This is a genomic window from Vibrio sp. NC2 (genome assembly GCF_025195005.1).
In the GTDB taxonomy this organism is placed as follows: Bacteria; Pseudomonadota; Gammaproteobacteria; order Enterobacterales; family Vibrionaceae; genus Vibrio; species Vibrio splendidus.
In genome coordinates, this window is sequence record NZ_JANVFC010000004.1 from 45,574 (window position 1) to 61,597 (window position 16,024).

Annotated in this window: 10 protein-coding genes; 3 read left to right on the forward strand and 7 right to left on the reverse strand. The window is 46.0% G+C overall.

All coding sequences use genetic code 11. From position 1 onward, the window contains the following. The coding region (locus NX845_RS07355; RefSeq protein WP_260256741.1) for a beta-galactosidase domain 4-containing protein at positions 1–1,408 on the forward strand (1,408 nt) is incomplete at its 5' end. 164 nt (positions 1,409–1,572) lie between these two features. Here NX845_RS07355 and ygjK read toward each other — a convergent pair. The 7 genes from ygjK to ebgR all read right to left on the reverse strand — a co-directional run bounded on the left by ygjK (position 1,573) and on the right by ebgR (position 13,950). Continuing rightward, entirely contained in the window at positions 1,573–3,966 is a 2,394-nt protein-coding gene (gene ygjK / locus NX845_RS07360; protein WP_260256742.1) for an alpha-glucosidase, read from the reverse strand. A gap of 15 nt (positions 3,967–3,981) precedes the next feature. Beyond that, the gene (ygjJ, locus tag NX845_RS07365) at positions 3,982–5,046 is read right to left on the reverse strand and encodes a protein YgjJ (RefSeq protein WP_061022411.1); all 1,065 of its coding nucleotides are present in this window, start codon (positions 5,044–5,046) and stop codon (positions 3,982–3,984) included. Between the two features lie 427 nt (positions 5,047–5,473). Beyond that, positions 5,474–6,907 carry an amino acid permease gene (locus tag NX845_RS07370; protein WP_017080740.1) on the reverse strand — a complete coding sequence of 478 codons (1,434 nt, stop codon included), beginning with the start codon at positions 6,905–6,907 and terminating at the stop codon, positions 5,474–5,476. 576 nt (positions 6,908–7,483) lie between these two features. Next, positions 7,484–8,908, reverse strand: coding sequence for an amino acid permease (locus NX845_RS07375; RefSeq protein WP_004734429.1), 1,425 nt, complete (start codon positions 8,906–8,908; stop codon positions 7,484–7,486). A gap of 161 nt (positions 8,909–9,069) precedes the next feature. Beyond that, positions 9,070–9,522, reverse strand: coding sequence for a beta-galactosidase subunit beta (locus tag NX845_RS07380; protein WP_054547554.1), 453 nt, complete (start codon positions 9,520–9,522; stop codon positions 9,070–9,072). A 3-nt stretch (positions 9,523–9,525) separates the two neighbouring features. After that, positions 9,526–12,642, reverse strand: a complete 3,117-nt coding sequence (ebgA, locus tag NX845_RS07385) for a beta-galactosidase subunit alpha (protein ID WP_260256743.1) — start codon at positions 12,640–12,642, stop codon at positions 9,526–9,528. 324 nt (positions 12,643–12,966) lie between these two features. After that, positions 12,967–13,950 (reverse strand): transcriptional regulator EbgR, encoded by a 984-nt coding sequence (ebgR, locus tag NX845_RS07390; protein WP_260256744.1) that lies wholly within the window; start codon positions 13,948–13,950, stop codon positions 12,967–12,969. Positions 13,951–14,343: 393 nt separating this feature from the next. Here ebgR and galE point away from each other — a divergent pair, with 393 nt between their 5' ends. Together galE and galT are read left to right on the forward strand one after the other, a co-directional pair. After that, complete coding sequence (gene galE, locus NX845_RS07395; RefSeq protein ID WP_260256745.1) at positions 14,344–15,363, forward strand: UDP-glucose 4-epimerase GalE; 1,020 nt, start codon at positions 14,344–14,346, stop codon at positions 15,361–15,363. Between the two features lie 340 nt (positions 15,364–15,703). Next, positions 15,704–16,024 (forward strand): galactose-1-phosphate uridylyltransferase (gene galT / locus NX845_RS07400; RefSeq protein ID WP_260256746.1); only part of this gene is annotated, 321 nt, incomplete at its 3' end.

Here is a 16,024-nt window from a genome sequence, read left to right on the forward strand (position 1 = left end):
AGGGATCACCAAAACCGATTCGAGCGGCAAGCCGTATTGGGGATACGGTGGTGATTTCGGCGACGAGATTAATGATCGCCAGTTCTGCATTAATGGTTTGGTATTCCCAGACCGAACAGTGCATCCAACGCTGCATGAAGTGAAAAAGGCGCAACAGTTTTATCAGTTCAAGCTGGTTTCTGCATCACCACTGGTGATTGAGGTACACAGCGAACACCTATTTGTGACCAGCAGGATTGAAACGTTGAATTGGACGGTTACCCAGAATGGTGTGGTGACGAGCGATGGTTGTATCGAATTGATGGTTGATGCGGGGGAGAGTGTCCAGATAGAGCTTAACGGTGTGACTATTCCTCATACGGCCAACGCGCTTAATTACCTCAATCTCGAAGTGGTATTAAACACTAATACTACATGGGCGAATAAAGGCCATGTGACGGCGATTGAACAGCTTACCTTACCCACTCAGTCGCAATTGATGTTGGATGCCAACTTCTCTCAATTTCCACCGAAAGTGACTGAAACCGATGCGCTGCTGACGGTGAGTGGTGATGCTTATCAAGTTGAGTTCGACAGGTTATCTGGGACATTAGAGAGCTGGAAAATCAAAGGGGTGGAACAGCTTGCGAGTGGTCTTCGAGATAACTTTTATCGTGCACCATTGGACAACGATATCGGTGTCAGTGAAGCAAACCGCGTCGACCCTAATTCATGGATAGCACGCTGGCAGGCGATGAGGTTAGATAGGCTCACTCCAGAGTGTATCGAATTTTCATCCATCACTCAGAAAAACGGGGTGTCGGTGACGGCAATCATTGCTCACACAGTGGAAGGTCAGGTTCGTTTGTTGTCGACTTGGCGGTACCAATTATTTACCGATGGTGAGGTTAAGTTAGATATGGATGTGCAAGCGGCGAAAGGTTTGCCATCTCTGCCTCGAGTCGGTTTTGAGTTTGCTTTGAAGCATGTGCCTGATGGGGTGGAATGGTTTGGTCGTGGGCCACACGAAAACTACCCAGATCGAAAAATGTCAGCCCATATGGGGCGATATCAGCAGAACATTGAACAAATGCATACCCCGTATATTTTCCCTTCTGATTGTGGCTTGCGTTGCGATGTTCGTGAGGCAAAAGTGGGCGCATTCGAATTGCAAGGAGACTTCCATTTCTCAGTCAGTCGTTTTGGGTTACAGCAGCTACAGAAGGCAAAACATACTTGTGACTTAACCGAACAAGAACAGCTGTTTGTTTATGTGGATGGCTTCCATATGGGGGTTGGCGGTGACGACTCATGGACACCAAGTGTTCATGATGAATACAAACTATTGAAAGAGCATTACCATTATCAGGTGCGCTTCTATTGTGGTGAGAACGGTCAAAGTACAGCGAATGGAGTAAAAGGATCATAGTAGGCCAAATAGTCTAAATGCTTGTTTGTTCGATTATTTGGCTTCAGATATAAAAAAGGCACTCAACATAACGCTGAGTGCCAAAGCCTGAAATTTTTTAAATCGCCGTATCTTATTGAGCCGGTGTATTAATGAATCTCAGAGGACAGGTAAAAAGGTTCGATTTACTCTGCGTCAGTAAAGAAATCGTTGTAAAGCATGTACAAGTGAGCCGCACTCCAAGAGAAGTTTGGTGCGCCTTGTTGTTCGCCGGTTAGTGGGTTGTAGTTTTCACGGATTGGACCGTCTTGAACTAATCCATCGGCGTGGTCAAAGAACGCACCTGCCATTTCAATCGCATCGTCACGGTAGCCGTAGCTATCCATGCCTTTTAGGCCGAAGTAGAATTGATCCACCCATACACGTCCACGCCAGTAAATGTCTGGACCAAATGCAGGACTAGAAAGCGCTGCTGTGCCTAGTGGAACGTAGGTATTGAACTCTTCTGTATCTTTCATTACAGAGACAACTGCATCAGCGTTAGCTTGAGTGGCAGCAGCATTGAACAATGGTGACCAACCTTCAGGGCCTTTACCACGCTCTACAATCGGTTTACCTGCACAGCCGTTGGCTAGTGGTTTGTCTTCGATACGAATGTCGTAGAAGAAGTTAGTGCCTTCGTCGAACATACAGGTGTTGATGTAGTTCGATAGGTGTTCAGCCTTTTCACGGAACTCTTTCGCTTCTGCGTCTTTACCAAGAATGTCAGCCATTTCTGCTAGGTACTTGTTATCGCTGTACATATAGCTTGCTTGGTCGACAGATTCTTGCAGTAGTGAGTAGCCCAGTAGCGTGCCATCTTCAGCGCGGTTTTGAGCGAACTCAACATCCCAATCGCTGCGCTTGCCGCCATTCGCTACATACGCGTCTAGCTGATCTTTATCGATGAAACCAAATGCGGCTGCATCGTCACGACCTGACTCCCAAGACGCGGCAGTTTGTGCTGGGCTTTCGATGTAATCGTAGTTACCTTCAGCAACCACTTTATTCAGTGCAGCTTGGCCTACGACTGTTTCATGTTTGTCGCCACGAACCACGGTGAAGTACATTTCACCTTCCGGTGTGTTGTGTGCTTTATCGCGTGCTGCGCCATATTCAGGTACGCCGTTGCCGTTGTTGTCACGGTTGCGCAACCACCAATCGTGGTATGCCACTAGCTTTGGATACATCTCTTCGAGCCAAGCTTCATCGCTGGTGGTCTTATAGACTTCCATTACTGCCCATGCTGCTAGGCTTGGTTTGGTATTACGTTCATTCCAGTTACCGCCATCGCCGCCACGTTCTGGACTTAGGTTGTAAGCGAGTAGATCGGGCACGTAACCTTCATCCCAAGGACGAACGGCATCGTCAGCCTGAATTTGGTAAGCGAACATCGCGCGGATGTTATCTTTCGCTACAACTGGGTTGAAGTGAGCCATTGCGTAGGCTTGCTTCCATGTGTCCCAAGGCCAAGTTTGGTTGCCCGAGAACCAACGCGCCGTCACGGATGGTGTCACAGAGTCAAACTCCATCGCACCTGCAGCGCCACGCCAGTTACCGTTTAGGGTTTCCATCGCTTTAACCGCAACACGCTCTTGCTCTGGTGTCGCGTTCGGGTTGGTTAAACCCATCTCAAGATAGCCTTCCCAACGTTCTGCTGATGCCGCTAAGAAGTCGGTAGGGTTTGCCATGATCTTTTTGATTTCAGGCTGTTCCGCTTGCGCTTCTTCTGCCGTTAGAACATGCGAGTATGTGGTGTAGATAGTCGTCGATGCTCCAATGTTTGCCGTTGAAGTAAACGCTAAACCATCAACCGTGGTTTTCGTTGGAATCGACTTGTGAACTTGGTATTCAGACTCACCAGAAGTCAGTAGATCCCATGTCGAACGAACCTTACCGAAGGTCACCTTTAGGCCATCGTCGGTTGCGACGATTTGACGGTCATACTCAGGGTAAGTTTCAGCGATTGTTTTGTCGGTTTGTGCCACGCCTTCTTTGGCGTGGGTCTTTTCTAGCAGTTCACCATCCCACACTAATTCAACCGGTGAGTCGGTAGTGATTTTGGTTTCTAGCAGAGAGGTACGGTTTGAAGCAAAACGCATCGTCATTTCTACGGTCACATCGTCAGATTTTAGCGTCTGAACCAATGCGCCCGGTAGGCTGTAAGCTTCCATAGTGAAAGCCACTTTTTTGCCGTCTTTGAACACGCTTAGGCGGTCGAAGTTATCAGCCATGAAGTTGATGTATTCTTCGGTAAGCAGTGCTGTACCTGGGAATCCGCCCATGCCTTCTGCACTGTCTGGCAGCAGATGACCGTGCCATGCACCTAGGTCGAAGAATGGGTTAAAGCGTTGGTGGTCATCGAAGTCGTAGTCACGCATGTATTCAGGTGAGCCAGTACGGTCGATAACGTTCTTAAATTCGTTGGCTTGCAGTTGCTCTGTGTCTGAGCCTGAGCCAGAGATTGAGTTTGAAGCACAACCAGTAACGACAAGGGCTGCACCGATAGCGAGAGCTGCGAATGATTTATTCAGTTTCATGATCAATTCCTGTTATTACCAGTAGAAGTATTGCATTGCGAACACCTGAGCGTCGCCGATTTCAGTGTCGCTGCCTACGCCAAAGCGGCTATCGAAAGCAGTCGCAAACGCGCCGTTGCCGTATTCATACCAAACGCCAGCATTGATGTAAGAGGTGATTTCTTTGTCGCCATTGTCACCGTCAAAGTTTGCGTAGTTGTAGGCTGCAGATAGGTAAACGCCTTGTGCCGCTTCGTACCATGCACTGGTTTGAATACCAGACTCGCTACCGAAAGACTCTTGGTTGCCTTTATCGGTATCATGCCAAACACGAGTGGCGAAGTTTTTGTACTCAGCACCCAATAGCAATAGTTCACCACCATCGTTGTTACGAACTTCACCACCACCCATTAGGGTTAAGTCGTCGGTCAGATCGTATTGAAGGTAACCATTGACCATAGCGTTCTTATCTTTCCATTGGTCTGCGAAGCTGTCGTATTTACCGAAGTGAACAAGAGCATCGTCTTCAGAGAAGTCAGACTCTGGCGCGAAAGAAACGCTGTAGCGAAGCTTGCCCTCTAGGTTTTGGATCTTCACACCAAGGTGTACGTCACGCGTGTTTGAGATTGCGTAGCCGTACTCAACTGTAGGGTCACCCCACCATTGAACGTCATCCAGTGACGAGTCCATACGACCGACAATAAATTCTGTTTTTTCGTCGGTGCGGTAGCCAGCGTAAAAGCGGTTGAAACCACCTTCAAAGCCGCCCCAGCCGTGGCCCGTTGCCCAAGCATTGCCTTCGTCGTCGGCTTGTACTGTCCAGCCTTCCATATAAGCAAGACCAAACCAATTACCGTGCTCGATAGCCAAGCCAGCTTCAATGTAAGTACCGTCTGCGTAGCGGCCTTTATCATCACCTTCGAGTGCCACGTGACCACCAAGGCCAAGCTCACCATAAAAGTTAAATAGGGTTTCAGTTTCTGTCTGAGGAGGCTGAGTATCACTGTGGTTTGCTGCGGACTCTTCCGCGTGGGCAGTGGTACTTAAGGCAGCAAGAATACAGCTTGTAATAAGAGTGTTTTTAGTAAAACTACTTTTCATTTTAATCACTTCTGTGTCGGGGTTATAAATGAAGGTTCGCAAGCAGTTCTGACTTCTAATATGGGGTGCTCTTCAAGGCGTATTGGTCAGGTTACTTACGATCGCAAAACCAATATTAATGATAATTTTGATGTTTAAAATTAATTAAGTTTAAAAGTGTGATCTATTTTTAGTAAATATTTACTTTGTTTTTATTTTGACTTTCAGTTGAATTTGCAGAGGTATGGCTAGGGTTGTAAGTATTCTGGAGGTGAATTATTTAATGGGTGGTTAGATTGTTGGTTCGAATGCTTTGATTCTTGAATGGCTTTGATTTAATCGAGATGGTTAGTGGAAATGTACCGACAAATAAAAAGGCACTCACCAAATGCGAGTGCCTGAATTTTAAATGAGAGTGCCCGAAGTTTAAATCAGAGTGCAGGGTAAACTAAGCGTTCGCTGGTTCAGGTTTTGCTTCTAGTTTTTTCTCTTCTGGAGATAAGCTTTTTTCATATTTGCCGTACTTCCACCACGCGTAGCCAAGGAAGATAACAATCCCGCCCACGTTGTAGAAGATGATGGTCATGATGTCAGCACCTGTTGGGAAGGTTGACGCAAAGAAGCCAACAGTGAAAATGCCGATCAGAATCGAGACCACGGTAATGCCTGTCATACGTGAACCCATTCTGAAATCACGAGGTAAGTGATCCAACTTCAAACGTAAATTAAGGTACGCGATCATGATGAATAGCGGTGGCAACATCGATGCTGCAGCTGTCATGTTGATAATGGTACTCATCAGATCTTGAACCGTATCGGACGCCAGTGTCGGAATGAACATCAGTGGAATCACAATCAAGAACTGAATCCAAGCCGCACGCTCTGGAACGCCTTGTTTGTTTAGAGCGACCGTTTTCTCACCGAAGATACCTTTAGGGATTTCAGAGAAGAAAATCTTAACGGGTGTCGCTGTCCACATCAGCAGAGAGCCTAGCATCGCCGTGAATGAAACCACGCCCACAAAGCGATTCATTAGGATTTCAGACAACCCAAAGTGTCGTGCTAGCCCTTCGAATACCTGCACTGAGCCGCCAGTAAATTTAAGCTCTTCTCGCGACACAAACACGTTTGCTAGTACTGAACCCACCGAGTAAAGCGCACCAATGAAGATACCGGCAATGATGATCACTTTAACGAAAGACTTGTGACCGCCTTTGATGTCGTTAACGTAAACCGCTACCGATTCTGCACCGCCAGCCGCCATGAAGATCCAAGTGATTACCCCAAGGAATGCCCAGTTAAAGCTTGGTGTCATCGCTTCAATGGTGATTGGGTCTGCTGGCTCGATACCACCGATCAAAGCACCGCCAGACAACAAGATGTAAGACATTGTTAGCAACAACATAAGCGACGATGTTAGTGAGGTGATGGGGCCTAGTAGTTTCGCGCCATTGTTTGAAATGTGCGTAGCAATCGCAAACAAAATGGTACTGAGGATCGCGGTGGTGATTGGCGTGAATATGTACTCAAACCCTAAGAACGCATACGACGCATAAGCAATGATTCTAGGCAGCAGAGAGGTGAAGAAGAACAGGTTAACAAACCAGTAGGTATAAGCCGAAATAAACGCCCAGCGGCCGCCTAGAGAGCTTTTAACCCAAGAATAAACGCCCGCTTCAGAGTTTTTATTCAGTGACACAAACTCTGCGACGATCAAACAAAAAGGCACAAAGTAAAAAATGGTGGCTAGAAAGAACATCGGCGCCGAGGAAAGGCCTATCTCGATGTTGTTGTTAATGATGTTGTTGAAGCTGTATACCGCCGCGAAGGTCATAGACAGTAGGGCAAACTTGCCTATCGTACTGCGTTTATTTTCGGACATGATGTTCTCCGGTGAATCACGTTGATGATCGTTATAACTTGGTCCTAGAGAGGGAGGCTCTAGGCCGCACTTTTATTGTTATGTTGGTTTGGCAAACACCCGCTTTGTTTTGTCAGGGTTGGCTCATTGTTGTTTTTATAGATTTACGATCGGACTTCTTAGCGCTTTTTATTCTTGATTTTCAGTAAAGTTATTACCAAAACAAAGAGTTAAAGGTTAAGAGGTTCATCAAAGAGATTGTTTGTTTCATGAACGACGATTTGTAAGGCTTGTAGGGGCTTTTTGTCGTTTTTAAATATGAACTCTTTCGTCTCTTCAGCAAGAAGATTAAAGATTAAGCGGCGGGAAGTTAATCAAAATTGATCAAATATGTGACCTTGAGTAAATAAATTTAGTTAATGTTTTACCTTTGTTTTTGTTCGGGTTTTATTACGATTTAATTAACGTTTTTCGTGAAGTGATCCCTTGACGGAATGGCGTTTTTATTTTCGGGTTTTTGTTTTTAATTGTCTGATTTAAAACAAAAAAAAGCGCCATGATAGGCGCTTTTGAAATTAGTTCTAATGTTGCTAAGTATTACGATTGCTTAGCCGCTTCTAGCTTTGCATCTTTACCTGCTTGCTTCTTTTCAAAGCGAGAGATCCACCACCAAGCGATAGCTGAGAATACAGCGGTCATAAATACGTTGACGAAGAACGCTTGCATTAGGTCTACACCCGTTGGGAATGCTGATGCCGTCATGCTGACAACAAAGATACCGATAAGTACTGACACAACAGACATACCTTGAACTCGAGTACCCATGCGGAAGTCACGTGGTGTATCGTCATGCTTCAAGCGGAATACAAAGTACGCCACCATGATGAAGATAGGCGGTAACATTGCGGTACCTGCTGTTAGGTTGATTGCTGTGTTCATCATGTCTTGTACAGACTCAGAACCGAAGCCGTTAACCACTAGCATTAGGAATACGAAAGCGAATTGCCACCATGCTGCGCGAACAGGCACGCCGTGTTCGTTAAGCTCAGTCGTTTTCTCACCGTAAACACCTTTAGGGATTTCAGAGAAGTGAATTTTTACTGGCGCTGCTGTCCACATCATCATCGAACCGAACATAGCGACGAACAGAATGATACCGACGAAGCGACCCGTTAGAGATTGTGAAATGTCGAAGTAGTTCGCCATACCAGTGAAGATTTCAACCATGCCGCCAGCATAAGTGAGTTCATCACGAGCAACGAATACGTTCACTAATAGAGAACCGACTGCGTACATGATACCGATAGCGATACCCGCGCTGATGATCACCTTGATGAAAGACTTATGACCACCTTTAACATCGTTTAGGTAAGCGGCTGCGGTTTCTGCACCACCGGCTGCTTGGAAGATCCAACACATAATGCCTAACGTTGCCCAGTTGATGGTTGGTGTCATGGCTTCAAGCGTGATTGGCTCTACCGGCTCATGGTTACCACCGAGTGCCATCATTGCACCGATAACGTAAACCGCGAACAGTGCAAATACACCGTATGCAACGATCTCTGCAATTTTACCTAACCAGCTCGCACCTTTGGTCGAGATGTGTGTCGCTGCTGCAAACAGACCTATTGAGATTGCCGAAGTCACTATCGGAGAGAAGGCGTACTCGTAGCCAAGCATCGCGTAAGACGCGTATGCGATAACGTTGGGCAGTAATGATACAAACCAGAATAGGTTCACGAACCAATATAGGAATGAACCTAAGTAGGCCGCTTTTGAACCCAGCGGTTGTTTAAGCCAGTCATACATGCCTGACTCAGAGTTTTTATTTGCTGATACGAATTCAGCAATAATGAACACGAATGGAATGAAGTAAATAAGGGTGGCGAGCAAAAAGATAGGAGCAGAACTCAATCCCAATTCGATGTTGTTATTTACAATGTTGCGAACGTTAAATACCGCTGCAAATGTCATGGAGAGCAAGGCAAATTTACCTAACTTACCGCGTACAGATTCAGACATAGTGTCCTCCAAGGGTCACGTAATTATAGTCGTTATTTCTTTAGGCTTCCTTGTAGGGAAGAAGCGTAAAGGCGTTGTGCAGTGTGACTGAGCCTTGAACGGCAAGGCTCGGTACACACTGTGAATAGATCTTGTTGTTGCTTTCGTTTGTTTAGCTCCAGTTACTTATTAAGGAAGTAACCGTCTTCAATAGTCACTTTCAGCACCACTTTGCGTACTCGGTTATCACCGTGGAATCGGTAGGCTTTGCTGTTATCAAAGATCGCCACTTGGCCTTCAGCTAACTCGCAAGTCTCGCCGTTACCCATTAGGTGTTCGCGGTCAGTCTCATCGCTGTAAGCTTGAATTTGCTCTAGCTCTGACTTGGCTGCGAACTCGACGGTTTCACGACCTTCTAGGTAGTAATGCACGTCGAAGTAACGACGGTTACCGGTGAAGTTTTCGGTGTTTCGAGCCACACCGTCTTCAATCATGTAAGCCAGTGAGTCACCAATGGAATACATCACGCCATCTTTGATGTTGCCGATGTTTTCAATCGCTTCTACACAGCGTTGCCATTTACGACCGTCGCGGTAAACGACTTTAAATTGCTCTAGGTTGTCTAAAACGATCATCGCTTATGCCTCGTTCTGTTGTGGTTGAGCTTTCGGTGGATTCGCCGTAAAAAACTCATCGCCAAAGTTGTGATTGATTAGGTGCTGCGCGTCGCAATCGCCTGCTTGGAATGGAATCAGAGTTAAGCCGTAGCGGAACTCGTCCATGTAAACTCGGTAAGAGTCGAGCACTTCGCTGCCCCAAGAATTCGAGCCTAAGCCCATCACTTGGTGGTCTAGGTTTAGCGTGATGTAACCGCTCTTCTCTAGCTCAATGGTGTGTTGTGCTTGATGCAGGTTTTGGTTGGTGTAGAACCAAGCGCTGAAGTTGATTTCTTGCTGTGGTTTTACTGCAATACCATTACCCGCGCGGCTTGAAAGCGCAGCCCAACGAACGTGTTGGCGGTTGCCGTTGTTTTGTGGGAACGGGTAGTTCTCGAACATGTCAGCCACGGTTGATTGGTAAACATCAATCATGTTGGCTTGCTTGCTGTCTTGGTAGTTCTCTTCAGGACCGCGGCCGTAGTATTGAACTTGGTCGAAGTCGCCGTTAATGCCCATGTCGAAACCAATCACTGGAATCACGTGAGGGTAATCACCGTAACGTTCGCCACTTAGCTCAACGTTCAGTTGACCTTCAGCACTGATTTGGTAGCGATACTCACAACGCATGCCGAAATCAAATACCGGTGGAGCAACGATGCTGGTGGTGGTGATCTCTACCTTGCCGTTAACTTGCTCAACGTTTAGCGTGCGGAAGTGCTCTTGCATGATCTGTAGGTGTGCAGGCTCCCAGTAACCATCGTGCTCTTGCTTATGGTTATCAATCATTGGCTTGAAGAAGTTCAGCTTAGGCTCAGACTTAATCAGTTCCTCGCCATTCACTAACCATGACGTCAGTTTGCCGTTCACTTTCGAGAAGTTCAGAGCAAAGTTGTGGCCTTTGATTAGGTAGGCTAAGCGAGATTCTTCAACATTCAGTGCTGTCGCATTATTGTTAGTGAAGGCCTCAAGTTGTGCAGTGTTCTCTTTCACTTGGAACTGGTAAACCGCAATGTCGTGGTTCGCTTCGCTGTATGAAGTACGAGAATCCTTACGAACTGTAAAGTTCACAAACACTTCACGCTCATCAAGCTCTGGCAAATTAAGCGTCAGTTCACGGCTAGAGTTCTCAGCCAGCTCTGCAACCTTGATATGCTGTACCGCAATGGTTTTACCCTCAGCGCGGATTTCCGCAGTGATGGTGTAGTCATCGATGTTTGAGAACCAAAGTTTGTTGTCTACTGTGAAGGTGCCCGTTTGTGCATCGAAGTCGCGAAGCTTCACTGGGGCAATCACTTGTTTGTACTCTTTCAAGCCAGGGCCTGGTGTTTGGTCTGGGTAGATCAAGCCGTCCATGCAGAAGTTGTAGTTGTTCGGGTAGTCACCGTAGTCACCGCCGTACTTGTAGAACTCTGTGCCTGCTTCATCACGCGCCAGAATACCGTGATCACACCATTCCCAAACGTAGTGACCTTGAATGGCATCATGCTTGTAGAACACGTTTTGGTATTCGGTTAAACCGCCTGGGCCGTTACCCATTGCGTGTGCGTATTCACAGATGATGCGTGGTTTTTCGTGCGGGAATTCACCGAAGGCATTCATTAGTTGAGCACGTGAGTACATGGTTGAAATGATGTCGACCACTTCAGCATCACGGTCTTCTTCGTAGTGAACTAGACGGGTGTCATCAATCGCTTTTGCTGCATCGTACATAGAACGGATGTTGCAGCCGTAGCCAGACTCGTTACCCAGTGACCACATGATGATAGAAGGGTGGTTCTTTTGAGCGTGGATATGACGTTCGATACGTTCAACAAACACCGCTTCCCATGCGGCATCGTTAGTGATGCGGCTTAGGTCGCCAACGTTAGCAAAGCCGTGAGTTTCAACATCGGTTTCGCCCATCACGAATAGGCCGTAGATATCACACAGTTCGTAGAAGCGTGGGTCGTTCGGGTAGTGCGCTGTACGTACTGAGTTGATGTTGTGTTGCTTCATCAGTACTAAGTCTTTCTCTACGCGATCCATACCAACAGCACGACCTTTCAGGTGGTCGTTGTCGTGACGGTTTACACCGTGCAGCATCACGTACTTGTTGTTGATGTAGAACAGACCATCACGAACTTTAATATCACGGAAACCAACGCGCTGTGGAATCACTTCCAGCACCTTGCCGTCAGCGTCTTTCAGCGTAAGCAACAGTTGGTATAGGTAAGGGTTTTCAGCGTTCCATTGAACAGGGTTAACGACATCAATAGAGAATTGAGTATCTACATTGCCATCAGTCTTATGATTAGGGACGGCTAAGCTATCTACAGAGCCTTGCGAGATAACTTGGCTGCCATCAAGCAATGCGTACTCAAGGGTTGCGTTTACCGCTGCTGCTAGGTTTTCTAGTTCCACGTTGCACGACAGAGTAGCGCTTTGGTAAGCGTCGTCGAAGTCAGTACGAACGGTAACGTCTTGAACGTGCAGCTGTTCTTTGCCCACTAGGTAAACGTCACGGAAGATACCGCCCGTCCACCACATGTCTTGGTCTTCAATGTAGGTTGAGTCGGCCCATTGCATCACGCGAATAGAAAGTAGGTTGTTGCCTGCTTTTACGTGGCTAGAGAGATCGAACTCAGCGGTTAGGCGGCTGCCTTTGCTGAAACCCACGTACTCGCCGTTTACGTAAACTTCGAAGTAAGTCTCTACGCCATCAAATTTGATGATGGTTTGCTTATCGTCCCAGCTTTCGCCAAGGAAGAAAGAGCGTTGGTATGCACCGGTTGGGTTGTCTGATGGTACGAAAGGCACATCAATTGGGAATGGGAAACCTTCATCTGTGTATTGAAGATCGCCGTGGCCTTCCATTTGCCACATGTTTGGAACTGTAATATGGCCCCAGTCTTTCATTTCTTGAGAGTAGAACTCTTCAGGAACCAATAGTGGATTGGTGAAATAGCTGAAATTCCATTGGCCACTCAATAGTTGGAAGTGGCTGCTAAGTTCACGCTGAAACGTTTTTGCATTCTTTTCTGATGCGTATGAGAAGAAATATGCACGCGGTGCCATACGGTTCTCATGTAAGTTCAGGAAGTTTTCCCAGTTGTTCACGTTGCCTCTCTCTCGGCCTAAATGCAATTTGCTGACCGACGTTCTTATGCGTAATTGGGTCGTAGTGAATACGAGTATTTTTGGACTTAGGTAATTATTAGTAAAACTTTTACTAAATGAAATTAGTGAAAACGTTTTACTTTAACTCCATCACGTTTTTTATGGTCTTTTTACAGTGCTGTGTGATCCACTTAAAAGAATGCTATTGGCTGTTTTATGAAGCAGGCTAAAGAGGCAGGTATGTGTATATAGGAGTATGTGATGGGCACAAAAAAGGCTACCTTAAGTAAAGGTAGCCTTAGTTTATCTGATTGATATATTTAACTATTTTGTCGTATCACGCAGCTTTAATTTGCTTGGTACATAGACACGTAGTGGGATAGTACGGCCGTCGCGTACTTTCTCAATCAACAGGTTAACGCCTTGAATTCCCATTAGTTCAGAGTGAATACGAACAGTCGATAAAGATGGGAAGGTAAATTTAGCTGTTGGGATGTCATTTACACTGATCAGCGCAATATCTTCAGGAATGTTTAATCCGTGCTCATGAACGGCTCGTAAAACACCAATTGCGATGGAATCTGACGCAATAAACATAGCTTTAGGGTAGTCGCCAGTCGCTAGCATCTGTTTTGCAAGCTGATAACCTGAAGAGCTAGAGAAGTCTCCACGATAGATGTCTTGCTCGCTGACAACGTTCTTAAGGCTACCGTATTCAGCAAAGGCGACTTCGCGAATATCAGGAGTGTTGACGTTATCTTGTCCGCCAATAAAACCAATGCGTTGATAGCCTTGGTTGATAAAGAAGTTGGTGATCTCTTTGCTGATCAAAGCCAGGTCGATATCGACAGAGTCATAAGGTTCAGAGTGATCAGTGAAATCGACATAACAGATATTATCGCTTAGCTTTTTGGCTTGTTCGATAACCTCCGGTGTCATTCTTCCCACCAACAATACACCAGTGATAGGCGTTGAATTTACGTGTATTTTACTTTCATAACAGTTGGTTAGTTTAACTTCCATCTTGTCACATTGGGTTTCAATCCCGTGGCGAATCGATAGATAGTAAGGGTCATTCACTTCAGCTTCTTGCTTGTAGTTATACAGAGCAAGGAAGTGATGATTTTGTTTTTTACTGCTAACGGCTTTTCGTGAGCTGCTGGTTTTGTATTCCAACTTCTCTGCAATTTCAAAGATACGCCTTTTGGTCTCTTCCTTGACGCTTAATGTTGGATCTTCATTGAGAACCCTTGAAACTGTAGCCAATGAAACATGTGCTTCAGTCGCGATATCTTTTAACGTTGCCATACTCACTTCCTGTTATTGGAACATTGCGCTGCTTTGAAATTGGTATTTAGTAAAAAAGCAATGCACCTCTTTATTCTACAGACCTATTGTAATCAAACTGGAAGTCATTGCATTAACTTTTAGTAAAATAAATGCTCAACTCCTCTATGATGTCTCAAATCTAACTATCTATAATTATCTTATTAAAATTCAATGAATTAGATGTATTTGTTTATAGGCTCTCCCTATGTCACGTTCAGTAACAATGATATGAGTTAGTGTAAACGTTTACACTTCGTGGTTTTGATCACAGAATTATAGTCAAAATGGCTGCTACTATTTCTGGCATACGGTGCTACTGAGCTGAATATCAGTTCGAGTTAGTCCAAGAATGACGACAAAGAGAGGTTGATTGTGAAAGTACTGGTTACGGGCGGCATGGGTTACATCGGAAGTCATACATGTATTCAAATGATACAGGCGGGTATGGAGCCAATCATTGTTGATAACCTTTGCAACAGCAAAGAGCTAGTACTGGAGCGAATCGAATCATTGACCGGTAAGCGACCAACTTTTTATCTTGGCGACATTCGTGATCAATCTTTTCTAGATAGCGTTTTTTCAGAAAACGATATCCAAGCTGTGATTCACTTTGCTGGCCTGAAAGCGGTTGGGGAGTCGGTGTCCAAGCCTTTGGAGTACTACGATAACAACGTCAATGGATCATTGGTGTTAGCTCGCAGCATGAAGAAAGCGGGTGTGAAGAGCATTGTATTTAGCTCTTCGGCTACCGTTTACGGTGATCCAGAAGTGGTGCCAATTACTGAAAGCTCTCCAACGGGTGCAACAACTAATCCTTATGGTCGCAGTAAGTACATGGTCGAAGAATGTTTGAGTGATTTGTTCAACGCCGAAAACGACTGGAGTGTGACGTTACTGCGCTACTTTAACCCAGTTGGCGCCCATCCATCGGGCACTATGGGTGAAGACCCACAAGGTATCCCAAACAATCTGATGCCGTTTATTGCTCAAGTAGCGGTAGGTCGTCGCGACAAATTGGCTGTTTTTGGAAACGATTACCCAACAGTCGATGGCACAGGCGTTCGCGACTATATTCATGTTATGGATTTAGCGGACGGACACGTAGCCGCATTGAAAGCGGTTGGCGAGAAGGAGGGTTTACACATTTACAACCTAGGCACGGGCAAAGGCTCAAGCGTACTCGAGATGGTTGAAGCCTTCGCACAAGCATCGGGTAAGCCGGTTCCTTATGAGCTTTGCCCACGCCGCGCTGGTGATATTGCTGAATGTTGGGCAAGCACTGAAAAAGCAGAACGCGAGCTTGGCTGGAAAGCGACTCGCAGCGTGATGGAAATGACGGCAGATACGTGGAACTGGCAGTCGAATAACCCACAAGGCTATTCCCCTTCGTAATTGAAGCCGCAGCGTTGTTAGCTGCGCTTACCAATTCCAATCACATAGAAGATCTATGCTCATGGATATTGGAAATCTTGCTGCCTAGCTGCAACTCCAATTTCTTTGGGGAAGGCAAAGACAAGATATGAGAAAAGAGAGATTCCAGATATCTCGTGCCTCTATTCTGGAATGACGGATGAGCATAAGGCTATGAAGTGGTTGCCTTTGCACAAATAGCACAACGAGATCACACGTCATTCCCTACAGCGAGGAACGAGCGTGATAGGGAATCTCCTTGTTGAAGAATTATTCATCTTGGTGAATTGACCAAGACACAAAATTTGAGAGCAATCTAAACATGTCAAAAGTTGAATTTAACCCAGTAGACCATCCGCACCGTCGTTATAACCCATTAACGGGTCAGTGGATCTTAGTATCACCGCACCGAGCAAAGCGTCCTTGGAGTGGCCAAGATGAAAAACCATCGACAGCGCAGCTTCCTGCGTATGAGAAAGAGTGTTTCTTGTGCCCAACCAATACGCGTATCTCGGGCGACGAAAACCCAGATTACGACGGCACTTATGTATTCAGTAATGATTTCGCGGCGTTGATGCCTGACTCACCTGATGCTCCAGAGTCTGATAACCCTCTATTCAAGACTCAAGGTGTACGTGGGTTG

What these genes read in the sequence shown, in the direction of transcription:
- NX845_RS07370 (WP_017080740.1), bottom strand. Translation starts at nt 6,907, where the DNA reads ATGTCCGAAAATAAACGCAGTACGATAGGCAAGTTTGCCCTACTGTCT.
- ygjJ (WP_061022411.1), bottom strand. Translation starts at nt 5,046, where the DNA reads ATGAAAAGTAGTTTTACTAAAAACACTCTTATTACAAGCTGTATTCTT.
- ygjK (WP_260256742.1), bottom strand. Translation starts at nt 3,966, where the DNA reads ATGAAACTGAATAAATCATTCGCAGCTCTCGCTATCGGTGCAGCCCTT.
- ebgR (WP_260256744.1), bottom strand. Translation starts at nt 13,950, where the DNA reads ATGGCAACGTTAAAAGATATCGCGACTGAAGCACATGTTTCATTGGCT.
- NX845_RS07380 (WP_054547554.1), bottom strand. Translation starts at nt 9,522, where the DNA reads ATGATCGTTTTAGACAACCTAGAGCAATTTAAAGTCGTTTACCGCGAC.
- NX845_RS07375 (WP_004734429.1), bottom strand. Translation starts at nt 8,908, where the DNA reads ATGTCTGAATCTGTACGCGGTAAGTTAGGTAAATTTGCCTTGCTCTCC.